Here is a 24,353-nt window from a genome sequence, read left to right as displayed (position 1 = left end):
AATTGTTACTTTTTAATCAACAACCAAGCATCTTTAGACACTGTTTTTTGAATCTTGTAAAGGCTATTTGTTGCTTCGTTACGATCAGAGTAACTGTTAAAAGTTACTTGAGTTAAGCCCCATTTGTTAACGCCAATTATTTTAGCGTCAAAACCTTTTGCTTTTAATTGCTTTACTTTCTTTTCTGCGTTTTCTGCAAATTGAAAAGCACCAGCAATTATATGAAATGGTTTTACTTTTTCTTTAACAACATTTAAGTTGATTGTTGGTAAAGGATTAGAAATTACAAAAGTAGCAGATTGTATCTTTTTTTGAATCGCTTTTTCTTGACTTGCTAAAACTTCTTTTTGCTCATTTTGTTGATAACCATTGTAGCCAGCAAAACCTAATGTTAATAAAATTGCAGCAGTTGCGGCATATTTTATAAATGTAGGAATCGCTTTTTTCTCTTCTTTTGCAAGAACAGGTATTAAAGGTTTTACTTGTTGTTTGTATCTAGAAATTGCCGAAGATTCTAAAGTTGATAAACCAAAAGATTCTGTTAAATAGTTAACAGAAGTATTAGGTTCAAAAACGATTTGTTTTTCTTCGTTTAATGATAAAACTCCTAAGCTATCTATTTCTACAGATTTAGATTGTAATTCATTTTGCCATTTAATTACAGACAAAGAAATAGCGGTAGAAGCTTTCTCGAAAGAAATGTTTTCTGCAGAAGCAATATAGTTCGCTAATAAACCATCATTATGTTTTAATAGACTGTTAAACGCAACCTGTTTTATTGGTGGCGTAAAAGTGTGTGTGAAATTATTGGCTTTTGCACCAATTCTATTGGTTACAAATCCGCCAAAATCTGGTACAATTACGCAATCGTATCTGTATAATAAATCGTTTATGTAGGTAGCTAATGTCATTATAACAAATATAGAGAATTTGATGTTTTGTAAAAGAAAGTTCTCTAATATTTATCAACAAATTTTTTATATATTGGTTGTCAAATTGTTATCTATTGAAAGAAGAAAAATTACTCGCAATCCTAAGATTGCAGAAAAGTAAAGCTGTAGGCGATATTTTGGCGAAGAAACTCATTGTAAATGTGGGAGATGTCTGTCAAATATTTAAAGAAAAGGCTACAACTTTATCAAAAATAAACGGAATAGGGAATCATGCTTTAAAACATCTTTTTGATGCTGAAAATGTCAAATTAGCAGAGCAAGAGCTAAAATACATTCAAGATAATGGTATTTCTTATTCTTATTTTTTAGAAGATGATTATCCTACAAATCTTCAACATTGTATAGATAGTCCTATATTAATTTTCAAAGACGGAAACTTAGATTTCTCTAATAAAAAAATCATTTCAATTGTTGGTACAAGAAATATAAGTTCTTATGGTCGCGATTTTTGTAATCAATTTATAAAAGAAATCGCTGAATATAATCCAATAATAGTAAGTGGTTTTGCTTATGGAGTAGATATTTGTGCGCATAAAGCAGCAATAGAAAACAATTTGCAAACAATTGCAGTTTTAGCACATGGTTTCGAGCAAATTTATCCGAAGGTTCATAAAAAGTATATCAATCAAGTAAATGAAAATGGAGGATTTTTAACCGAATTCTGGAGTGAAGAAGCTCCATTAAGAGAAAATTTTTTAAAACGAAATAGAATTGTAGCTGGTATTTCTACAGCAACAATAATTATAGAATCAGCATCTAAAGGAGGTTCTTTGGTAACTGCAGATATTGCAAATTCTTATGATAAAGATGTATTTGCTGTTCCAGGTAGAACAACCGATATTTATAGTAGAGGTTGTAATAATTTAATAAAAAATAACAGAGCTCATTTATTAAATTCAGCATCAGATGTTGTAAAGATGCTAAATTGGGATGTTCAACAAAAACCCAAGATAATTCAAAAACAGTTATTTATCGAATTGAATGAAAACGAACAGAAAATTCATGATTTATTACACGATAAGGGGCAACAATTATTAGATGTTATTGCTTTAGAATGTAATATTCCTATTTTTCAATTATCATCAATTTTATTGCAAATGGAATTAAAAGGAATCACAAAGCCTTTACCAGGAAAGATGTTTGAAATAGCGTAGAGTCTATTAATAATCCTTATTTTTGTAGAATATTTAGACAATAAAAATGGCTGAAAATCAAAAATTAATTTCAAAAAAGAAACCAACCTTTCCTGTAAGTAAATTGTTGGCTGCTTTTTTAAAAAAGCATAATAGAAGTACTAAAATTAGTATTTTATATGATGATTTATTGCGTTTTCAAGGAGCAATTTCTGTCTATGATAAAAATGATGTAGACACGCTTTGGGTAAGAACTTATTACTCTGAGTTTGAAAGAGAAGAAATAGACTTAAACTTAAAAAAAATATATACTTTATTACATTCAGATGGTAATGAAAAAACTATTCCTTATTTAAATATTGATGCTATTGATTTTTGTACGTTTGGTAATTCCAAACCATTTAGAATAAAAGTTAGAAATATTTTAAATGATAATTTCACTTATTTCTATGTAAAACAAGCAGATGCATCTCGTGTTTATGGTTTAGAATTAGAACATATTTTGTCTCCATATACAATGAACTATTTGGTGTATGAAGATACTTTAATAGAAGAGCATATTTCTGGAATTCCTGGAGACGATTTTATTGAGAATGTTCTTCCAACTTGTTCAAAATCAGAAAAAGCTCAAATAGCCAAAGAGTTTGTAAAGTTTAAAGAAAGATGTTTTATTCGTCTTTTAGGAGACATGCGTTCTTACAATTATGTAATTACACCAATTCATGATTTTGATAAGATTGTCTATAAAATTAGAGCGATAGATTTCGATCAACAGTCTTTTGAAGGAAACTTAAAAGTTTACAACTTACAGTTTATGAAAGAGAATTTTAAGATGGTGCAAATGGTTGGTGAACGATTAGAGAATAGTTCTATAAATCAGTACAAAATAGAAGAACGTTCATACATTGCAAAAAGAATGATTAGTTCTCCAGACAGAATTCAGCATATTGTTAGATGTATGATTCATGACACTATTTCATTCCCAAAACATGTAGAGCGTTTAAAGCAAGATTTAATAGAATATGTTGGTGATGTAGAGTTTAAGAAATGTAATAATATGGGCGAAATTTTAGAGACTATTCTAATTTTTGTAAAACGTAACTATCTAGATATTAGTAGTAAATAGTTATATTCTGTTTTTTAGAAGCTATTTCCTGCTTTCACTACTCGCTTTTTTTTCGAAAACTCAAAAAAGAGCTCAAACAGACCGTTCAATCAGGGCTAGACTTGTTTGGTAGTTATTTATTATTTTACTTCAAAAGAAATTGGCAAAGTATATTTTGTTTTCACAATTATACCATTCTGTTTTCCTGGGATAAATTGAGGTAATTCATTAAGCATTCTTATCACTTCTCTTTTTAATGCTGGGTGAGGTGCTCTTACTTTAATATCAGTTAGATTTCCATTTTCATCTATGATAAATTGAGTTTGTATTTTATGTTTTCCTTTGTATAAACCTAAATTTATAGTTGTATTTATGTCAAAATTTTCTTGAAAAAAATTCTTCATTCTTTTATCAAAATCCTCTTTTATCTTATGTTTCGATAGTTTTTTAGAGGTTTTAAACCTTGGTGATTCTTCAATTGCAATAAAACTAATATCTGTTTCTTCTTCTAAGGTAATTTCTCCTTCAACAGCTAAGTCTCCATTAACAATAACTTCAACTAGCTCACCAGTTGTGATTATTTCTATAATGCTATCTTTTTTAGAAGTTGTATCACAAATAAAAATACCAGTGGTTTTTGGAGGTGGTGAAACTTTTCTCGTTTTTAATATTGAAACTTTTTCAATTTTCAAAGTATCAATAATAATTATATTCTCAATTTTCTGTTTCTTGCCATCAGAATATTGGCAGCTAAAAAGTGAAGTTCCCATCACAAAAAATAAAGACAAAGTAAATAATTTTTGAAATGATAATTGTTGATTAAAAGCTATTCTAGGAATTTCAATTGTCACCGAATCCAATTGTTTACGATAAAAATGTCCACAAACACGTTTGCTTTTATTTTTAACTAAATAATCTTGAATTTCTACAGTTGACTTTTTAGTGAAATCGACAACAGTTTTAGAGCACGATTTACAGAACCTTCCTTTTTCTTTAGGAGTCATTTCGTTCCAGTTTTCATGACAAGGTTTTGGGATAGTAATCTTAAATTTCGAGTTCATTGTGTTGGGTTTTATGAACTAAAATCAAAGAAGATGCCAAAGTTAAAATTATGTTAAAAAAATTATTTTCTTGTTCTAAATCCTTCAATTACAACTGTTAGTAGAATTAAACTTCCTCCCCAAAATGTATTCAAAGTAGGGGTTTCTTGAAGGAAAAAGAATGCTAAAATAATTCCAAAAATGGGTTGTAAACTACTAATAATACTAGCGGTAGAGGCCGAAAAGAACTTTAAAGAATGTAACATTAAACTATGACCAATAGCAGTTGTTAGGAATGCTAATAACAGTAAAAATGGAAACTGACTTTCTAAACCAGATAAATCCATAAAGAATAAGGTTGGTAAGAGTAGAATGGTAATAATTACTGTTTGATAAAACATAAGCATTGTACCATTATAGTTAGAAACTTGTTTCTTTAATAGAAGAATTCTAATTGCATAACAAAATGCTGAAAAGATACCGAAAAGCACACCTTTTACTTGCGAACTTTCAATATTAAAATCTGGAGTTAAAATGTACAATCCTGTTAAAACCATTAATCCTAATAAAATATAAATAGGATTAAATTTCACCTTTAAGAACAAAGGTTCTAGTAACGCAATTATAATAGGAAATGTATATAATGATAAAACACCCAAAGCAACATTAGCGAGTTTTAGGGCGTAGAAATAAGTTATCCAGTGTACAGTCATAAAAACTCCACTAATAAAAAAGGGGAAATAATCTTTAGAAGATTTTATGGTTAAATCTATTTTTTTATATCTACAAAAAACATATAAAAACACCATTGCTAAAGAAGCTCTAAACCAAATAATAATTTCAGTTGGTAATGCAATATATCTTCCTAAAACACCAGAAGTACTAATAAAAAGAGTTGCTAATAGCAAGCCTGAAAGATTTTTTGTGTGTGAGTTTTCCATTAAATTTTCAATAATTTTATAATGTAAATCTTATTGTGTGGTAAAATTGATGAAAAAAAACGGAAGAAAAAGCTTTTGTTTCGCTTTATGAACTGAGTATTTTTTGGTTAAAGTAAAAAAAGTAGCTTAATTTTTTTTAGGCTACTTTTTTTAAAGGTAATATTATTTTACAGTTTGTTTTGTTAAGGTTACTTTCCAAACTTTGTTTGAAGCTCTAGAATTTCTTTTCCCATAAGTTCCTGGGTTAGGTTTAAAAGCTTCTATACCACCAAATATATAGCCAACATCTATACTGTTAGTGTTTTTGAAAGTGGTGTTTAAATCGATTATTTCATTAGAATATTTCGAATAAGAAATATTCTCGTTCGGAAATAGAATAGCTTCTGCTCCATAAAAAGGAGGTTTGTTTTTAGAATTCTCACTAAATAAATTGTTGCTAAATATTTCATTTTCACTTTTTAAAGGATGCTTATTTATATCCGTTTTTATATGCATTCCTGTGTTGGTAAAACCAGATAATTCATCATTATAATCTTTCTCAGGCCCATCACCAATTCCTCCTAATAAATAAGAATGTGAAATACCAGAAATACTATCGTAAGCTACAAAGTTTGGTGAAGCATAAACGTTATAATTCTTTTGGTTATAGGTCTTATCGTATGTAAATAACTTACTTTCTTTATTTGCCCATTGTGGATGAACATAGATTGCGTCATTCCAAGCTTGTAAATTACTATCATTTCCAGGTTTAAAAACACCAGCATAAATAGCAATTCCTGGTAAAATTTTATTAGAAACAGGACTTTTGTAAATTGAAGGTAAAATTGGTCCATCTCTTCTTCTAAAAATTGAAGTATTATCTGAAGCCGCTCCATTAGGATCACTAACATCAGAAATAGCACTGTTGAAAGATAAAGATAGAGTGTGTTTTAGAGTGTCTTTTTTTACAATTTTTGAACCTATTGAAAAAGGATAAACAGCATCTACATATTTTTGTCCTCCAGTAGCTACAGCTTTTTTTCCAAAATTATGACCGCCAACTAAATAAAAAGTTCCATTTTTTATCGTTTTACCACCAATATAATATAACTCTCCACCAGTACTAACTAAACTTTTGTTTCTTGTAAAAGCAAACAATTTAGATTTTTCCATTCCTTCATAATTCCCTTTTACTAATTGAATCATTGATGGAACGTGAATACGAGCTATATGATCGTAAGTAATATAACCTTTAGTTGGTTCTTCAAAATTTATTGCTCCATAACCACCAGTTATATATAGAAATTCGTCAACTTGTTTTACGTTTGCATTTGTATTTTTAAATACACTTAAAAACTTTTTAAAAAGAGCTGTATTTTCTTTGTCAAAATTTTCTGATATAATAGATGTCAATTTAGTGATACTTATACTAGTGGGAACTGCATCAATAATTGGGTCATAAACATAAATGTTTTCATTAAAAGAAACTTTTGTAAATGAAGTGTTAGCATAATTGCCATGTAAATTATGTAAACCACCATTTAGTGAGTCTATAGAATTTGTTCTACCAGCAAAAAGTAACCATTCAGAACCAGATGTTCCGTGTATAAAAGATTGTAAAGAAGGTGCATTTCTATTTGGTGCAGCTTTAATGGAAACCAAATATTCAGGGATCAAAGTTGTTTTTTTAGTGTTGTTACAAGAGTAAAACATCAAAAAGGATAATGTTAAAGCGCTGAAATAAAGAATACTTTTTTTCATAATTAATAAGTTTAGTTAGTTGCTAACAAGAACTAAATAATTATGAAAGTGGTTAAGAGTTTTATTTTCTATTTTATAAAACAGGTAGATATACTTAGTGTTAAGAGTTTTTTACTCTTTCCATTCTAAAGTTTCTACAATGTGTAATATATCTTGTTTTATATAATCTACAGCTGGTAAAATGGAGTCGTAATTGGGCTTCGCGTAAAAATACAAAGAACCTTTTAAAAAATTATTTGTACTATCTGTAATATGAAATTGAATTTGAGAAGCAGCATTTCCAGTAATTTCGTACAAACTACCAAAGATCCTTTTTTCTGGGTTTACAAAATCTTTTGGAATAATTTGTTCTGCTTTTACGGTGTGTTTAAAAACTAATTTTTCTGCTTCTGTTAAAAGTTCTTTTAAATTATTATTTACAGGTCTGTAAGTAATATCTATGGATGCCTTTAAATTAGGATACTTAATTTTTAACCAATTATTAGCTTCATTAATTACTGTTGTATTTTCTAAAACTTCAAATGAATAAGGTCTTTTTAGTGTTAGTTTTTTGTAAGTTTTTTTAGGATAGGTTAAACTTAAATATGCTTTAGGTTTTGGCAAAACGTCTTCATTACAAGACATGAAAACAGTTAGTATAATTAATAAAAAGAGGTTACGCATTTCTTGTTGCTTTAACTTGTTTAATACGTTTTTTATCTAACGCTTCTATTGTAAACGTATAATTCTTGAAGTTTATTTTCTCACTTTTTTTCGGGAATTTTCCAGAAATTTCTAAAATAAACCCTGCTAAAGTTTCACTTTCTCCTTTTTCTTCTTCAAAAATAGCTTCATCTTCATCATCTAAAACCCTACAAAAATCTTTAATTGAAGTTTTACCCTCAAAAACATAATTGTTTTCATCAATTTTAGAATAAGATAAATCTTCATCATCAAATTCATCATTAATATCACCTACAATTTCTTCAATAACATCTTCTAAAGTCACCAAGCCACTGGTTCCTCCATATTCATCAACAACAATTGCTAAGTGGTTTTTCTTTTCTCTAAAATCACCTAACAAGTCGTCTAATTTTTTGTTTTCTGGCACAAAAAAGGGTTCACGTAATAAATCTTGCCATTTAAATGTAGTTTTATCTAAGTGGCTTAATAGGTCTTTTGCGTATAAAACACCGATTATATTATCAATATTATCTTTGTAAACTGGGTTTCTAGAATATCCATTTTTTAGAATTTTATTTAAAACAACTTCGTATGTTTCTTTATCAGAAATTGCAAAAATATCGATACGAGGTTTCATAATTTGCACCGTTTCTGTATTTCCAAAATTTACAATTCCTTCAAGAATTTTTTGTTCATCTTTTGTCGTTGCTCCTTCAGATGTTAACTCTAAAGCTTGCGATAAAGTTTCTACAGAAAAGTTAGAGTTTTTACTTCCTAATTTCTTTTCGATCCACTTTGTTAATGTAATTAATGGTAGACTAAACGGTGTTAATATGATGTTTATTATGTGAATGAATTTAGACATTTTTTTAGAAAAAGTAAGTGCATTTCTAGATGCGTAAACTTTTGGTAAAACCTCTCCAAACAAGAGAATTAAAAAAGTTACAAGTACAATTTCTAATAAAAATCGAATAGGAACTGTAAATAAATATAAGTTTAATTGATAGTTAAAATCGCTAAATAAAGTTTCTGCTAAAGAAGCAAATAATAAAACAATTAGAATATTTATAAAGTTGTTGGTAATTAATATTGTAGCTAATAATTTTCTCGGTTTTTCTAATAAAGTTACTACAATATTATCCTCTTTTCCGTTGTTGGAAAGTTCGTTTAAATCGGTTTGAGAAAGTGAGAAAAAAGCTACTTCTGTTCCAGAAACTAACGCTGAACTTATTAGTAAAACAATTAGAATAATGGCATTAAATGTAGTTAGTAAATCAATAGAGGCAAAAAGTAAAAACAAAATTTCGGGATCTGGGTCCAATTGCTGTGGTTTTGGTTAATTAAAAGGGTAAATCATCATTTTCTTCTGTAGCTACAGTTTTTGGAGCTGGAGCTGGGGCAGAAGGTTGCTGTTGATTTGGTTGAGGCGTATTTGGGTTGGTTACGTTATTTTTAGTCGATAACATTGTCATTTCATTTACTTGAATTTCTGTAGAATATCGCTTAACGCCATCTTGTTCCCACTGACGATTTTTTAATTTTCCTTCAACATAAATTTTATCACCTTTATTTAAATACTTTTCACAAACCTTTGCTAATCCATTTCTAACAACAATATTATGCCAGTCAGTTGTGGTAGTTTTTTCTCCTGTTTGTTTATTGGTATAGCTTTCAGAGGTTGCTATTGGGAATCTTCCAACGCAATTTTGATCATCAAAATAATGCATTTTAACGTCATCACCTAAATTACCAATTAAAATCACTTTGTTTATTGTTCCTGCCATAGCTTGTTTTTTTCTACATCAAAAGTACTAAAAATATCAATTACTTTTTATCTAGATAAGCTTCTAAGAAATTTGCGATTAAAACAGGAACTGGATATTTCTCAATTTCATTCCAATTTATGTTTACTTCGGATGAATTTTTTGTTTCTACAATCCAGAATTGTGTATATAAATGTTGATGTGATAATTTGTGTACAATTTCCTTCTTATTAAATAGAGAGAGCGTTGTTTCAGAAGGAAATAAATTGATAAATTCTTCTGATGAAATAAGCTCTTCCTTATCAATAGTCGTTTCCGATTCAATTAAAGGGAATTGATATAAACCTTGCCAAATGCCTTTTCCTTTTCTTTCTGATAAAATAGTTTTATTATCATCCGTTTTAATAACTAGAAAATTAAAATAACGTTTTCTGACTTTTATCTTTTTCTCTTTTACGGGAAGTTCCTTGATTAACTTTTTTTCTAAAGCAACACAACTATCAGAAAAAGGACACGTTTCGCATAAAGGATTTTGAGGTTTGCAATGAAGCGCACCAAAATCCATAATTGCTTGATTAAAAGTTCCAGATTGCGTTTTATCAATTAAAGATTGTGCTAATGCTTTAAACTCTTTAATTCCTGCGGATGAGTTAATAGGTGTTTTAATTCCGAAATAGCGAGAAAGTACTCTATAAACGTTTCCATCTACAACTGCAGTTGGTTCGTCAAAGCAAATAGAAGCAATTGCAGAAGCTGTATAATCTCCAATTCCTTTTAGTTTTATGATTTCATTATAAGTTGATGGAAATTCACCTTTTAATTCGTTTGCAATCAGTTTTGCAGAAAAATGCAGGTTTCTTGCTCTAGAATAATATCCGAGACCTTGCCACATTTTTAAAACGGTACTTTCATCCGCTTTAGCGAGGTCGAAAACTGTCGGAAATGCCTCTGTAAATTTCAAATAATAAGACAAACCTTGGGCAACTCTTGTTTGTTGCAACATAATTTCTGATAACCAAATAAAATAGGCGTTCTTTGTACTGCGCCAAGGCAATTCTCTATTGTTTTGTAAGTACCAGTAAATTAATATGTTAGAAAATTTCATTGTTTAAAAATAGGATTGCAATAATACATTTTAAAATTCACATAAATTTAAGTGTTATTATTTTTGGAATTGATTAATTATCATATATTTGCATCCGCATTTTTGAAAGTAATTTAATAAAAATATAGTAAAAAAAGAGACATGACGAAAGCAGATATCGTATCAAAGATTTCAGATAAATCAGGAATAGAAAAAACAGATGTATTAGCAACTGTTGAAGCATTCATGACTGAAGTAAAAGATGCATTAGAAAATGGCGATAACGTTTATTTAAGAGGTTTTGGTAGTTTTATTATCAAAACAAGAGCAGAGAAAACAGGTAGAAATATTTCTAAGAATACAACTATTAAGATTCCTGCGCACAACATTCCAGCTTTTAAACCGGCTAAAACTTTTACAGAAGGAGTGAAAAGTAAAGTAGCAGTTAAATAACAAAATATTAATCTAAACCTAAAAAAGGGTTTAAAAAACAACAGAACATTATGCCAAGCGGTAAAAAAAGAAAGAGAGCAAAGATCTCGACACACAAAAGAAAGAAAAGAGCAAGAGCAAATAGACACAAGAAAAAGTAAGCATCCGCTTACTTTTTCGTTTATAGTTTAGCGAAAAAAACAAAAAAAGTTCATTGACATTAGAGGTTAAACTAACCTCACACGGTATTACATAATATACCTGACAATATTAACCCATCTACACAATTATGTGTAGAGTTAAAACCAGTTCAGTATGAAAACAGAATTAATAATTCGTTCAAATTCATCTGATATTGATTTTGCCTTATTAAGAGATGGAAAACTTATTGAATTAAATAATGAAACAAGTGACAACAAATTCTCGGTTGGCGATATTTTTTTAGCCAAAATAGGAAAAGTTTTAACTGGTTTAAATGCTGCCTTTGTAAATGTAGGTTACCCTAAAGATGGGTTTTTACATTATCATGATTTAGGTGCGCAGGTAAACTCATTAAATTCGTTCATTAAGAAAGTAAGCACAGGTAAGTATAAAGATTTCACTTTAAGTAACTTCCGTAAGGAAGAAGACATTAACAAAGACGGTAGTATTAATCAAGTACTAAAAACAGGGCAAAACCTATTAGTACAGATAGTAAAAGAACCAATTTCTACGAAAGGCCCCAGATTAAGTTCTGAGTTGTCTATAGCAGGTAGATTTTTAGTTCTTGTTCCTTTTTCTAACCGAGTTTCTGTTTCTCAAAAAATAGCAGACCCAAAAGAAAAAGAACGTTTAAAAAGATTAGCAAAGAGCATCAAGCCTAAAGGTTTTGGTGTTATTTTAAGAACTGTTGCCGAAGGTAAAAAAGTTGCAGAATTAGATAAAGATTTGCAAAACTCATTAGAACGTTGGCAAAAAATGTGTAAAAGTATACCAAATACAAACACACCAACAAAGATTTTAAGCGAGTTAAACAGAGCATCTTCTATTTTAAGAGATGTTATGAATGATTCTTTCACTAGTATTGTAACAAATGATGAAACTTTGGCAGTAGAAATTAAAGAGTATTTACAAGAGATTTATCCTGAAAAGGAAAAAATTGTAAAATTACACAAGTCTGAAACTCCTATTTTTGAAAAATATGGAATAGAAAGACAAATTAAAACATCATTTGGAAAAACAGTTTCTATGAGCAAAGGTGCCTATTTAGTTATAGAGCATACTGAAGCTTTACACGTTATTGATGTTAATAGCGGAAACCGTTCAAATAAAGCAGGTTCTCAAGAAGATACTGCATTAGAAGTAAATCTAATTTCAGCTACTGAAGTAGCACGTCAGTTACAACTGCGTGATATGGGAGGAATTATAGTTGTAGATTTTATTGATATGCACAAAGCTGAAAACAGAAATAAACTGTATCAGCATCTAAAAGAACAAATGGCTTTAGATAGAACAAAGCATAAAATATTACCTCCAAGTAAATTTGGATTGGTACAAATTACAAGACAAAGGGTAAGACCTGAGTTAAGTATAAAAACTACCGAAGCCAACCCAAGTAAAAGTGGAGAAGTAGAAGCACCAATAGTTTTGTTAGACAAACTAGAATCAGATTTAGAGAAGTTTATGTCAAACTCTAAAAATAAAAAGGTACAATTACATGTACATCCTTTTATTGCAGCCTATCTAACAAAAGGAATGAATTCTATTCGTTTTAAATGGTATTTAAAACACAAAAAGTGGATTACAATTATACCTCGTGATGCTTACACATACTTATATTATAAATTTAAATCTCCAAAAGATTAATCTTTATAAAATAATAAGGGAATAAATTTTTATCAAAAAACCCCGCAACTATTAAGTTGCGGGGTTTTGTATTTTATAAAAATAAGTAATTTATTTCTTTTCTTTAATCAAATACATATAAACTGGGTAATGATCTGAGTAACCACCTGTGTAGTTTCCATTAGAAAAACTTCTAAAAGGATATCCTTTATATTTCCCCTTTTTAGTTGTTAAAAAGCTTTTATTAAAAACCATTGCTTTATACATTTTATAAGTAGAAAAATCTTTTTCGCCTTTATCTAATAAGGGAGAGGTAAAGTATATTTGGTCAAATAAGTTTATCTTATCTCTATATTTTAAAGTGTTAAAACCCCTTCTAAACATATCTTCATAAGGATTAAATAAATCTCCATCCGTTACATTTTTCTTTCTGCTTTTCGTTTTTAAAACGTTTTTAAAACTCGAATTTGTAGGATCATCATTAAAATCTCCCATAACCAAGATTTTTGCTGCTGGATCTTGATCTTTAACTTGTTTTATTATTTTTAAATTTTGATAAGCAGCTTTCTCTCTTGATGGTCTACTTGCAGCTTCACCACCTCTTCTAGAAGGCCAGTGATTTACAATTACGTGTATTAATTCGTCATCTAGATAACCAGAAACTAAAAGTTGATCTCTTGTATACACTTTAAAGTTGTCTCTATAAATGTTCGGATTAAATGCTTCATGATGAATTGGTTTAAAATATTTCTTTTGATATAATAAAGCAACATCAATTCCTCTCTTGTCAGGAGAATCATAATGCACAATTCCGTAATCGTTTTTAACTAAATGTTTAGAGTTTACAAGATCTTCTAAAACACTTAGGTTTTCTACTTCAGAAACACCAATAATAGCAGGACTTGTATTTGCTTTCTCTTCTCCGATTTGAGCAATTGTACTTGCTAATTTGTCAATTTTATCCCAATAAACTTTAGATCTACCGAATTTCAATTCCATCATCGGGCTCTTTTCATCTTCCTTAGTAACATCATTTATGGTGTCAAATAAGTTTTCTAGATTGTAAAAAGCAATGGTTCTAATGCTATATTTTTTTCCATTTTTTTGTGCACTACATGCAAAAAATGTAATCGAAAATATTAAAATTAAGAATATATTTTTACTCATTTTTAATGATTTTTTGTTGAAGTAAAAATACGAAACTTAAGCGGTTTTTGGTGTTTCATAATCTGCTTTTTACAAGTGTTAAATATTTTTTACCTAACTTATGAGCGCTAGAAAAAAAGAAAAAAGGATTTATGAAAAAAAATGTTATGGCAACTTGTTTGCTATTAGCCTCATTTTTGGGTGTTAATGGACAGAACAAAGTGAAGGGAACTGTTATAGGAAATGATTCCAAAAAACCACTTCAAGGAGTTTTAGTAAAAATAAAAAATACCTTTAAAAGTGAAACTACAGATTTAAATGGACACTTTCTTATTAAAGATTTTCAGAACGGAAAATTTATTTTAGAAATAAAATTCTCAGGTTATGAAATCCAAAATATTCCGATAGAACTTTCGGGTAAAACTTTAGATTTAGGAATTATCCCACTTTTTAAAAATCTTTCTGAAGACCAAGACTTAAGTTTAATTACCATTACTGATGATGAGTTAAATAATGATGTGAGTTCTGCTGATAATATTTCTGGATTGCTACAATCATCAATGGATATTTTTCTAAGAACAGCTGCTTTTGAATTTAGTTCGTCTTTTTTTAGAGTTAAAGGTTTGGATTCTGGAAATGGTAAAGTGCTAATTAATGGCATAGAAATGAATAAAATCTATGACGGTAGAGCGCAATGGGGTAATTGGGGAGGATTGAATGATGTATTAAGAAACCAAGAATTTAGAAGTGGTTTAACTCCTTCAGATGTAACTTTTGGCGGTCTTTTGGGTTCGAAGAATATGAATACTAGAGCAACAGAACAAAGACCTGGTACACGAGTTTCTTATTCTTCATCCAATAGAAGTTACCAGCATAGAGTTATGGCGACACATTCTACAGGAACCATAAAAAATGGTTGGGCATTTACTTTTTCTGGAAGTAGAAGAGCAGGTAATGAAGGTTTTAATGATGCAACTTCTTACAATGCTTATTCCTTTTTTACATCCATAGAGAAAAAACTAACTGATAAAAGTAGTATTAATTTTACAGGAATTTTTACGCCAAATAAACGTGGAAAATCTTCACCAAATACACAAGAAGTCTACGATTTAAAAGGGATAAAGTATAACGATTATTGGGGTTCTTTAAATGGAAAACAAACAAACTCAAGAATTAAAGAAGTGAATGAACCCATTTTAATGTTGAATCATTATTGGGATGTTTCTGAAAGCACATCAATAAATACAAATGTTGCATATCAATTTGGTAAGATTGGTAATAGTAGGATTGATTATAATTCTGGTGCGAATCCGAGTGCTACTTATTATCAATATTTACCAAGTTATTTTTTAAGAAATGGCGATTTTGAAGGCGCTTATGATGCTCAAAATAATTTTCAAAATGATGGGCAAATAGATTGGAATGCAATTTTTGATGCAAATACTACAAATGCAAATGCTGATATAGAAAATGCTTATGTTTTGTATGAAGACAGAAATGATGATAAATTATTATCAGTAAACTCCATTTTAAGTAAAGAAATAAATAGCCATATTTTAATAAACGGAAAAATTGGTTTTAAACGTTTGCAGTCTCATAATTTTGCAGAAGTTATCGATTTATTAGGTGGAAGTGGTTATTTAGATATTGATCCTTTTGGTGCGACAGAAGATGAAAAACAAAACAATCTTTTAGACCCAAATAGATTGGTTGGTAAAGGAGATGCTTTTAAGTATAATTTTAATCTGAATTCTACAATTCTATCCTCTTTTGTGCAAGCACAGTTTAATTACAATAAAGTAGATTTTTATACAGCGGTAAATTTTTCTAATACGACACATCAAAGAGAAGGATTGTATAAAAATGGTGGTTTTTCTGAAACTTCCCTAGGGAAATCTAAAGAACAGAAATTTACCAATTATGGAATTAAATCTGGCATAACTTATAAATTTACAGGTCGTCATTTGGTTGATGTAAATGCAGCATACTTAACAAATGCACCAACAATTAGAAACACGTTCTCTAACTCAAGAGAAAACAATAATGTGGTGTTAGATTTACAGAGTGAAAAAACACTTTCTGCAGATATAAGTTATGTTTTTAGAAACCCAATAATTACATCAAAAGTTACCGCATATTATACATCAATAAAAGATGCAACAGAAATTTCGTTCTATTTTGCTGATGGAGTAGGTGGAGATAACACTGCTTTTGTACAAGAGATTTTAAGCGGAATTAATAAAAAACATTTGGGATTAGAATTAGGAATTGAAGCACAATTAACATCAACATTTAAATTAAAAGGAGCAGCTTCTATTGGTCAGTTTACCTATGAAAATAATCCGCATTTAGAATTAACAACAGAAGCCGATACTGAATCTTTGGCAGCAGGTTTTATTGATGGATATAAGGATTTTGGAGAAGCAAATCTCAAGAATTATAAATTAGCTGCAGGACCACAAAACGCATATTCTTTAGGTTTTGAATACAGAGATCCGGATTATTGGTGGTTGGGAGCAACCGTAAATTTTTTCAGCAATACATTTATAGATGTTTCACCATTAAACAGGTCTAAGAATTTTTATTTAGATGATGATGGATTGCCTTTCTTAGATTATGATACAACGATTGCAAAAGAACTTTTAACACAAGAGAAATTTGATGATTATTCAGTTGTAAATATTGTTGGAGGTAAATCTCTTAAAATTAAGGATTATTATATAAGTGTATTTGCAACCGTAAATAACTTGTTAAATAAAACCTATAAATCAGGTGGATTTGAGCAAGGTAGAAACGCAAATTATAGACAATTAAAAGAAGATAAAGTTTTAGATAAACCCGTTTTTGGAAGTAAATATTGGTACGGAAGAGGTACAACGTATTTTTTGAATGTGAGTATTAGCTTTTAATTAAAATCAAAAAAAAAGAGAAAATGAAAACGAATAAAATAAGCACTTTACTATTTTTTGTAATAATTAGTATTTCTTTTATCACCTGTGTAGAAGATGGAGATTTTACAGTTCCAGAAAGTTTAGGAATTGAAGAAAATGAAGATATCGCTAAAATTTTAGATAGTATTAGTACTGGGGATCTTCAAATGAAAACAATACAACAAGTAAAAGAATTGTATATAATTGGCAATGATCCGTTAGAAATTACATCGAACATCGTTGTAAAAGGATATGTTATCTCTTCGGATAAATCCGGGAATTTCTACAAGGAATTTTATATGCAAGATGCTCCGGAAAACCCAGTTTCAGGGATAAAAGTTGCTTTAAACTTGAGTAATAGTTACAATAAGTTTAATATTGGGAGAGAGATTTATATTCGTCTAAAGGGATTGTATATTGGTGAAACTAATTCTGGAAATGGAATAATTACAATTGGTGGAAAAATAAAATCGACAGATATTACTGAAATTGAAAACATAACTGTAAATCAAATTCCAAATCATATTTATAGATCAGAAACTACAAAAGAGATTATTCCTAAAATAATAGATTTTGCAGGAATAAATGAAACAGATATTGGAACGTTTATCACATTAGAAAATGTATTTTTTGAAGCAAATTTATCAGGGAAATCTTATGTAGATCCAAAAGAAGATTTTGATACTCAACGTAAAATTCAAACTTGTTTGGGCTTAGGTTATGATGAGTTGTTAGTAGAAACGAGTTCTTTTTCACGTTTTTCAAATGAAACTTTACCAGAAAAAGCAGGAAGCATCAATGCGATAGTTTCTAAAGATTTTGGAGGTAATTTTATTGTGTTAAATATAAACAATACTAATGATGTTGTTATGACTGAAGAAAGATGCTCTCCTTTACCTATAGCAGATTTTACAACAATTTTATTGGATGAGAATTTTGATGATGAATCTGGAGATATTGATGTTTTAAATTGGATTAATTATCGTGAAGAAGGTACAAAATCGTGGAGATCCTATACAGATTCTTATGCGCAAAGTAAAGCAGCAAGAGTTGGTTCTAAAAATTCTGGAGATGTAAGTACAATTTCGTGGTTAATTACAGAAGGTGTTGATTTAGACACAACAACACAAGAGTTTTTGTCTTTTGAAACTTCCAATAGTTTTTCAAACGGAAGTGAGTTACAAGTATTAATTTCTACTGATTTTAATGGTAATGAAAATAGTATAAATTTGGCAACTTGGTTTGTTTTACCTGCAAAAATTGTTTCTGATGGAGAGAATTTTAAAAATTGGATACATTCTACATATATTGATTTATCAAATTATTCAGGTACAGCTTATATCGCTTTTAAATATTCAGGAAATGGAAATGTGAATTTTGATGGAACTTATGAATTGGATAATGTTGTTATAAATGCGAAGTAATAGATAATGTTTACCTATTCATAATCAGGTGTTTTTCCTCTTTCAAGAACTTATTTCAATAGGTATTTTTGTAAAAAAGGAAAAGATTATGAATGTTAATGTATTAGAGAAACCAGTTAAAAATAGAAGTACTTTCAATTTAAATGTAGAATTAAAAATATTAATTACTAATGGTGTTGTAAATTTTTCTTCTAAAGATGATGAAAGAGGAATTCATTCTTTATGGAATGGTGAAAAACTGACGATACCAGTTTATGGAGTTTATAAAATATCATGGGGTTTTTATCAAAACTCAATAAATACTTTTTATAAAGACCATAAGACAGCATTGGCTTTAATGATAAATAATAAAAAGCTCGATGAAAAAGCAGAAATTACTAAAGAAACACCAAGTTTTCATGCAATAAAATCGTCTCATAAGACACTTTCTCTTTTATTAAGAGAGAATGAAATAGTATATCTAAATGCAGAAATATTGAATATTGAAAATTCAAATATGAAAAATGTATATTTAAAAGTAGTAAAATTAGATGTTGAAGGAAATAGTGAATTTGGTTACGAGAATTAAATTGTATAATTATTTGTTTTGGGTGAAAACTGTTTCAATTTAAATTGAAACAGTTTTCTTATTTTTGAAACATGGAAAAAATTGAACACATTGGTATTGCAGTAAAAGATTTAGAAAAATCGAACCAACTATTTGCTTCACTTTTTGGAAAAGCACATTATAAAACTGAAGAAGTTGCTTCTGAAGGAGTAAAAACCTCTTTTTTTCAATCAGGTCCAAATAAGATAGAATTGTTAGAAGCTACAAACCCAGAGAGCCCAATTGCAAAGTTTATAGAGAAAAAAGGAGAAGGAATTCATCACATAGCATTTGCTGTTAATGACATCGAATCAGAAATAAAAAGACTTCAAAAAGAAGGTTTTATTGTTTTAAATGAAACGCCAAAGAAAGGTGCAGACAACAAATTAGTAGTGTTTTTACATCCAAAATCAACAAATGGTGTTCTTATAGAGTTATGTCAAGAAATAGATTAGTTAAATTACTGCCAACTCTTACTGTCAACTGCTTTCTAATTATTATCTTGCGTGCTAAATTAAAAACCAAACTATAGATGTCCTCCAAATTTGATTCTTATCAAAAACGACGACTGCAATCTTCTTACTTTTCAGTAGTAATAAGTATTGCTTTAGTTCTTTTTATGGTTGGTGTTTTAGGGCTGGTTTTATTAAAATCAACTTTAGTTGCAAACCGTGTAAAAGAAAAAGTAGCCATAACTTTATTTTTAAAGGATGATGTTTCTACTAAAAATAGAAACGATTTAAAAGCATCTTTACAAAAGGAGGAATTTACTAAGAGAATTATTTATACAAGTAAAGAAAAGGCTGCGAAAATTTACAGTAAAGAAATTGGTGAAGATTTTCTGAAATTTTTAGGAAAAAATCCACTAAAAAATGGAATAGATATTTATCTGAAAGCAGATTTTGTTACTCCAGAAAAAATGCAAGAATTGGAAGAGCGTTTTCTTAAAAATGCTTTTGTAGCGGATGTTTCTTATGATAAACCATTAATTAATTTACTAACTAAAAATATAAAAAGAATTAGTTTTTGGCTATTAGTTTTTAGCGGGTTTTTTGGTTTAGTATCAATGATTTTAATTAATAGTTCAATTAGGCTTTCTATTTACTCTAAACGTTTTAATATAAAAACCATGCAAATGGTTGGCGCCACTAAAGGATTTATCAGAAAACCTTTTATTTGGCGAGGTATAAGATTAGGAATGATTGGCGCAATTATAGCACTAATAGGATTGGCATTTGTTGTCTATTATATAGATAAATATGCACCAAGTTTAGAACTAATTAAAGATTATGTTACTTTAGGATATTTAGTTGGAGGCGTTTTAATTTCAGCTTTTTTAATTACTTTGATAAGTACTTTTTTTGCTACACAACGTTTCTTAAACTTACAAACAGACGAACTTTACTATTAATAATATGGAAAACGAAAATATACAAAAACCAACTTTTTTATTTGGTAAAAGAAATTACATGATAATGATTGTTGGTATCATATTTATTACTCTTGGCTTTATATTTATGTCTGGAGGAGGAAGTGATAATCCAGAAGTTTTTAATGAAGAAATCTACAACTGGCAACGTATTCGTTTAGCACCAACATTAGTAATTATTGGTTTAGCAATAGAGATTTACGCTATTTTAGCAAACCCTAAAAAATAAGAATGAATTTATTAGAAACTATAATTTTAGCTGTTATTGAAGGAATAACAGAATATTTACCTGTATCATCAACAGGACATATGATTATCGCTTCGTCTTTTATGCGAATTGCTACAGACGATTTTACCAAACTTTTTACCATTGTAATTCAACTAGGTGCAATCTTGTCTGTTGTTGTTTTATATTGGAAACGCTTTTTTCAAAGTGTGGATTTCTACTTTAAATTATTAGTAGCATTTATTCCTGCTGTAGTTTTAGGTTTATTATTAAACGATTTTATAGATAGCCTTTTAGAGAGCCCTGTAACTGTTGCTATTTCATTAATAATAGGGGGTTTTATTCTATTAAAAGTTGATGATTGGTTTAAAGAAAATGAAGTATATGATGCCGAAAACCCAACTGCTCACACAGAGATAAGCTATATGACTGCTTTAAAAATTGGTTTCTTTCAATGTTTAGCAATGATTCCTGGTACTTCTAGAAGTGGTGCGAGTATTGTTGGTGGAATGACACAAAAAATCAATAGAAAAACTGCTGCAGAATTTTCATTTTTCTTAGCAGTACCAACAATGTTTGGTGCAACAGCTTATAAAATATATAAATATTATAAGGCAGGTTTTGTGTTGTCTTCAGACCAAATTAATTATCTAATTATTGGAAATATTATTGCTTTTGTAGTAGCTTTAATTGCTATTAAATCTTTTATCGATTATTTAAGTAAAAAAGGATTTAAAATTTTTGGTTATTACAGAATTGTTTTAGGAATCGCTTTGTTAGTCATTCATTTTTTTATTTATAAATTGACTATTTAATTTTTTATTGATGAATATTGAAGAGTATCAAAATGGTCAGGTTTTATTGATTGATAAACCTTTAAACTGGACCTCATTTCAAGTAGTAAATAAACTTCGTTGGGAAATAAGGCAACGCTTTAATATCAAAAAAATTAAAGTTGGTCACGCAGGTACATTAGATCCTTTAGCAACTGGGTTGTTAATTATTTGTACAGGTAAACAAACCAAAGAAATACATATCTATCAAGGTCAGGTAAAAGAATATACAGGTACTTTTACAATTGGTGCTACAACTCCTAGTTACGATTTAGAGACTGAAGTAGATAAAACATATCCAACAGAACATATTACAGAAGAATTATTACACGAAACAACAAAACAGTTTGTTGGTGAAATTCAGCAAAAACCACCTATTTTCTCTGCTATAAAAAAAGACGGTAAGCGTTTATATGAATTGGCTAGAAAAGGTGAAACTACAGAGATTAACGCAAGAACAGTAACGATATCAGAATTTGAAATAACAAAAATAAATTTACCAGAAGTAGAGTTCAGAGTGGTTTGTAGTAAAGGAACTTATATTAGATCTTTAGCCTATGATTTTGGATTAGCTTTAAATTCTGGCGCACATTTATCTGCATTGAGAAGAACTAAAATTGGTGATTTTTCTGTTGATAAAGGACTTTCTGTGGAGGGTTTTATAGAAGGTTTAAAAGGTGATTAAAAAAATATTTTATCAAGATAAAAATACAGAATATAAAAAAACCCAAGCAATTGCTTGGGTTTATATTTTATTAAGAAAACCTAAAACTTATTTCTTAGCTAATAAATCTCTAATTTCAGATAACAAGTCTTCTTGACTTGGTCCTTTTGGAGCTGCAGGAGCTGCTTCTTCTTTCTTTTTAGTCTTGTTGTATGCTTTTACAATCATAAACATTACAAAACCAACAATGATTAAGTTGATAATAGTATCAATCCAAGCACCATAAGTAATTGCGTTTTCTGGAGTTGTTACTTTACCTGCTGCATCTAAAATTGCTTCAGATAAAACATGTTTTTGATCTGCTAAACTTACGCCTCCTGTAAATAAACCTACAACTGGCATAACAATATTACTTACAAATCCTTTTACAACAGCACCAATTGCGCCAGCCATAATTACTGCAACTGCAAATTCAATTACATTACCACCAGTAATAAAATCTTTAAATTCTTTTAACATTTTACTTTATTTTTAATTAATTATTAGATTGCTAAAGTAATAAAAAATTTAGACTTTTAACATTTTGTTAACACGTTGAGAAATTGCGGTCAAGGTTTCGTAAGGGATTGTTTCAGAAACATCAGCAATATATTGTATCATTTCTTGATTGTTAAAAATGATAACTTCATCACCTTCTTTACAATCAATTTTGGTAATATTTACCATAATCATATCCATACAAACGTTACCAACTATTGGTGCTTTCTGATTATTGATAAGTACAAATCCTTTTTTATTTCCTAATCTTCTAGACAAACCATCTGCATGACCAATAGGAATCGTAGCTGTTTTTGTTGGTTTTTTTGCAACGAAAGCTCTGTTATAACCTACTGTTTCTCCAGGTTCGATTAAGTGAATTTGAGAAATAATTGATTTTAAATTATGCGTGTTTTTAAGTTGACTCGTTTCCTTTTCATCATTCCCAAAACCATAGAGACCAATTCCAATTCTCACCATATCAAATTGTGCTTTTGGGTAGTTTACAACTCCAGAAGTATTTAAAACATGTAACATTGGTTCGTAACCTAAATGTTTGTAGAACTGTTGTGCTATGTATGCAAAATTGTTAATCTGATTGATTGTAAAATCTTTTTCTTCAAGATCTTCACTAGCTGCCAAATGAGAGAATAAAGAATGTACTTTTACATGTGTAGTTTCTTTTAAACTAGAAATTATTTTAGGAATATCTGTATGCCAAAAACCCAATCTATTTAATCCTGTATTAAATTTTATATGAATTGGGTAATTCATTAACGGAATTTCATCAGCTAGTTTTAAAAAAGCATTAAATATTTTAAAACTATATAAGTTCGGTTCTAGTCTATAATCTACAATAGATTGTAAGTTTTGTGTTTGAGGATGTAAAACTAAAATAGGAGTTTCAATTTTTGCTTCACGTAAAGCGATTCCTTCATTAGCATAAGCTACCGCAAAATAATCTACTTTATCTTCTAAGAATTTAGCAATTTGTACTGCATCACTTCCATATCCAAAAGCTTTAACAACAGCCAAAATTTTTGTTTCTGGTTTTAGTTTTTCTTTAAAATAATTTAGGTTATGCAAGATTGCATTTCCATCAATTTCTAATATAGTAACATGATTATTCATCTGTATTATTTTCTTTTTCAGAAGTTTTTTCTGCTTTCTGGCTTTTCAAAGCTTTGTAGTAAGCAGCTCTACTTAAAGGCTCATATTCTTGAGTTTCGCCCAACATCACTAAGTCATCATTTTGCGCTTTTCTAAAACTATAATGAGCTAAATTACCTGTATGTGTGCAAACGGCATGCACTTTTGTTACATATTCAGCAGTAGCCATTAAAGCTGGCATTGGCCCAAAAGGATTTCCTTTAAAATCCATATCTAAACCAGCAACAATTACTCTAACTCCTCTGTTTGCTAAATCGTTACAAACTGCAACAATTTCATCATCAAAAAACTGAGCTTCATCAATACCAACAACATCAACATCACTTGCTAACAAACGAATATTTGAGGCAACAGGTACAGGAGTAGAACGAATTCTATTGTCGTTATGAGAAACAACCTCTTCATCGTCGTAACGAGTGTCTACAGCGGGTTTAAAAATCTCTACACTTTGCTTTGCAAATTGAGCACGTTTTAACCTTCTAATTAATTCTTCTGTTTTTCCAGAAAACATTGAGCCACAAATTACCTCAATCCAACCAAATTGTTCTGTATGATTTACTGTATTTTCGAGAAACATTTTGTAATTTTAGGCATTAGAATATTAAATTTGATGTTACTTTGACTTTCAACAAATTTATGAATATTTACGAGTAAAAAATAACTTCAACTTACAACTTATGCACAAAAAACTGGAATCGGATTTAATAAGTTTAGCACACAGCATCTTACA

At 29.2% G+C, this 24,353-nt stretch carries 24 protein-coding genes; 12 read left to right on the top strand and 12 right to left on the bottom strand.

Annotated features, from left to right (window positions below):
• Positions 1 to 5 precede the first annotated feature (5 nt).
• A complete protein-coding gene (locus tag BTO07_RS10270) occupies positions 6 to 911 on the bottom strand; it encodes an SPOR domain-containing protein (protein WP_087521142.1) in 906 nt (301 codons plus the stop codon).
• A 95-nt stretch (positions 912 to 1,006) separates the two neighbouring features.
• Between BTO07_RS10270 and dprA the strand changes: the two genes are divergently transcribed.
• Together dprA and BTO07_RS10260 are read left to right on the top strand one after the other, a co-directional pair.
• On the top strand, positions 1,007 to 2,107 hold the full coding sequence (gene dprA / locus BTO07_RS10265) for a DNA-processing protein DprA (protein WP_198342451.1): 1,101 nt from the start codon (positions 1,007 to 1,009) through the stop codon (positions 2,105 to 2,107).
• Positions 2,108 to 2,153: 46 nt separating this feature from the next.
• Positions 2,154 to 3,212, top strand: a complete 1,059-nt coding sequence (locus tag BTO07_RS10260) for a hypothetical protein (RefSeq protein WP_087521140.1) — start codon at positions 2,154 to 2,156, stop codon at positions 3,210 to 3,212.
• A 119-nt stretch (positions 3,213 to 3,331) separates the two neighbouring features.
• On the opposite strand, the gene BTO07_RS10255 is transcribed toward BTO07_RS10260, so the two are convergent.
• The 7 genes from BTO07_RS10255 to mutY all read right to left on the bottom strand — a co-directional run bounded on the left by BTO07_RS10255 (position 3,332) and on the right by mutY (position 10,443).
• Positions 3,332 to 4,252 (bottom strand): energy transducer TonB, encoded by a 921-nt coding sequence (locus BTO07_RS10255; protein WP_087521139.1) that lies wholly within the window; start codon positions 4,250 to 4,252, stop codon positions 3,332 to 3,334.
• 62 nt (positions 4,253 to 4,314) lie between these two features.
• A complete protein-coding gene (locus BTO07_RS10250; RefSeq protein WP_087521138.1) occupies positions 4,315 to 5,172 on the bottom strand; it encodes a DMT family transporter in 858 nt (285 codons plus the stop codon).
• Positions 5,173 to 5,334: 162 nt separating this feature from the next.
• Positions 5,335 to 6,828, bottom strand: a complete 1,494-nt coding sequence (locus BTO07_RS10245) for a hypothetical protein (RefSeq protein WP_157663324.1) — start codon at positions 6,826 to 6,828, stop codon at positions 5,335 to 5,337.
• Between the two features lie 195 nt (positions 6,829 to 7,023).
• Positions 7,024 to 7,575 (bottom strand): gliding motility lipoprotein GldD, encoded by a 552-nt coding sequence (gene gldD, locus BTO07_RS10240; protein WP_087521136.1) that lies wholly within the window; start codon positions 7,573 to 7,575, stop codon positions 7,024 to 7,026.
• Positions 7,568 to 8,896 (bottom strand): gliding motility-associated protein GldE, encoded by a 1,329-nt coding sequence (locus BTO07_RS10235; protein ID WP_087521135.1) that lies wholly within the window; start codon positions 8,894 to 8,896, stop codon positions 7,568 to 7,570. Before BTO07_RS10235 ends, gldD begins: the two co-directional genes overlap by 8 nt.
• A gap of 19 nt (positions 8,897 to 8,915) precedes the next feature.
• Complete coding sequence (locus tag BTO07_RS10230; RefSeq protein WP_087521134.1) at positions 8,916 to 9,359, bottom strand: single-stranded DNA-binding protein; 444 nt, start codon at positions 9,357 to 9,359, stop codon at positions 8,916 to 8,918.
• A 40-nt stretch (positions 9,360 to 9,399) separates the two neighbouring features.
• A complete protein-coding gene (mutY, locus tag BTO07_RS10225; protein ID WP_087521133.1) occupies positions 9,400 to 10,443 on the bottom strand; it encodes an A/G-specific adenine glycosylase in 1,044 nt (347 codons plus the stop codon).
• Between the two features lie 141 nt (positions 10,444 to 10,584).
• Between mutY and BTO07_RS10220 the strand changes: the two genes are divergently transcribed.
• Together BTO07_RS10220 and BTO07_RS10215 are read left to right on the top strand one after the other, a co-directional pair.
• On the top strand, positions 10,585 to 10,875 hold the full coding sequence (locus BTO07_RS10220) for an HU family DNA-binding protein (RefSeq protein ID WP_087521132.1): 291 nt from the start codon (positions 10,585 to 10,587) through the stop codon (positions 10,873 to 10,875).
• Between the two features lie 294 nt (positions 10,876 to 11,169).
• Positions 11,170 to 12,699 carry an Rne/Rng family ribonuclease gene (locus BTO07_RS10215; protein WP_087521131.1) on the top strand — a complete coding sequence of 510 codons (1,530 nt, stop codon included), beginning with the start codon at positions 11,170 to 11,172 and terminating at the stop codon, positions 12,697 to 12,699.
• Positions 12,700 to 12,789: 90 nt separating this feature from the next.
• On the opposite strand, the gene BTO07_RS10210 is transcribed toward BTO07_RS10215, so the two are convergent.
• The gene (locus tag BTO07_RS10210) at positions 12,790 to 13,845 is read right to left on the bottom strand and encodes an endonuclease/exonuclease/phosphatase family protein (protein WP_157663323.1); all 1,056 of its coding nucleotides are present in this window, start codon (positions 13,843 to 13,845) and stop codon (positions 12,790 to 12,792) included.
• A 131-nt stretch (positions 13,846 to 13,976) separates the two neighbouring features.
• Between BTO07_RS10210 and BTO07_RS10205 the strand changes: the two genes are divergently transcribed.
• The 8 genes from BTO07_RS10205 to truB all read left to right on the top strand — a co-directional run bounded on the left by BTO07_RS10205 (position 13,977) and on the right by truB (position 21,937).
• Entirely contained in the window at positions 13,977 to 16,733 is a 2,757-nt protein-coding gene (locus BTO07_RS10205; protein WP_198342450.1) for a TonB-dependent receptor, read from the top strand.
• A 23-nt stretch (positions 16,734 to 16,756) separates the two neighbouring features.
• Positions 16,757 to 18,178: a DUF5689 domain-containing protein gene (locus tag BTO07_RS10200; RefSeq protein WP_198342449.1), complete on the top strand. Its 1,422-nt coding sequence runs from the start codon at positions 16,757 to 16,759 to the stop codon at positions 18,176 to 18,178.
• 88 nt (positions 18,179 to 18,266) lie between these two features.
• Complete coding sequence (locus BTO07_RS10195; RefSeq protein WP_087521130.1) at positions 18,267 to 18,746, top strand: hypothetical protein; 480 nt, start codon at positions 18,267 to 18,269, stop codon at positions 18,744 to 18,746.
• 71 nt (positions 18,747 to 18,817) lie between these two features.
• Complete coding sequence (mce, locus tag BTO07_RS10190; RefSeq protein WP_087521129.1) at positions 18,818 to 19,219, top strand: methylmalonyl-CoA epimerase; 402 nt, start codon at positions 18,818 to 18,820, stop codon at positions 19,217 to 19,219.
• 77 nt (positions 19,220 to 19,296) lie between these two features.
• A complete protein-coding gene (locus BTO07_RS10185) occupies positions 19,297 to 20,175 on the top strand; it encodes a cell division protein FtsX (RefSeq protein ID WP_087521128.1) in 879 nt (292 codons plus the stop codon).
• 4 nt (positions 20,176 to 20,179) lie between these two features.
• Positions 20,180 to 20,422, top strand: a complete 243-nt coding sequence (locus tag BTO07_RS10180; RefSeq protein WP_087521127.1) for a DUF3098 domain-containing protein — start codon at positions 20,180 to 20,182, stop codon at positions 20,420 to 20,422.
• Positions 20,423 to 20,424: 2 nt separating this feature from the next.
• Positions 20,425 to 21,234: an undecaprenyl-diphosphate phosphatase gene (locus BTO07_RS10175; RefSeq protein WP_087521126.1), complete on the top strand. Its 810-nt coding sequence runs from the start codon at positions 20,425 to 20,427 to the stop codon at positions 21,232 to 21,234.
• Positions 21,235 to 21,244: 10 nt separating this feature from the next.
• Positions 21,245 to 21,937, top strand: coding sequence for a tRNA pseudouridine(55) synthase TruB (truB, locus tag BTO07_RS10170; protein ID WP_087521125.1), 693 nt, complete (start codon positions 21,245 to 21,247; stop codon positions 21,935 to 21,937).
• An 87-nt stretch (positions 21,938 to 22,024) separates the two neighbouring features.
• Here the strand turns inward: truB and mscL are convergent, their stop codons facing one another.
• Genes mscL through BTO07_RS10155 form a run of 3 tightly spaced genes read right to left on the bottom strand, consistent with a single transcriptional unit; the run spans position 22,025 to position 24,200 of the window.
• Positions 22,025 to 22,435: a large conductance mechanosensitive channel protein MscL gene (gene mscL, locus BTO07_RS10165; RefSeq protein WP_087521124.1), complete on the bottom strand. Its 411-nt coding sequence runs from the start codon at positions 22,433 to 22,435 to the stop codon at positions 22,025 to 22,027.
• Positions 22,436 to 22,483: 48 nt separating this feature from the next.
• Positions 22,484 to 23,584: an alanine racemase gene (gene alr, locus BTO07_RS10160; protein ID WP_087521123.1), complete on the bottom strand. Its 1,101-nt coding sequence runs from the start codon at positions 23,582 to 23,584 to the stop codon at positions 22,484 to 22,486.
• Positions 23,577 to 24,200, bottom strand: a complete 624-nt coding sequence (locus BTO07_RS10155; protein WP_087521122.1) for a thymidine kinase — start codon at positions 24,198 to 24,200, stop codon at positions 23,577 to 23,579. The genes alr and BTO07_RS10155 overlap by 8 nt, the downstream gene beginning before the upstream one ends.
• Between the last annotated feature and the right edge of the window lie 153 nt (positions 24,201 to 24,353).

Source organism: Polaribacter sp. SA4-12, assembly GCF_002163675.1.
GTDB lineage: Bacteria > Bacteroidota > Bacteroidia > Flavobacteriales > Flavobacteriaceae > Polaribacter.
Note: the sequence above shows the minus strand (reverse complement) of the source record. Positions and strands in the feature narration are given on the sequence as shown.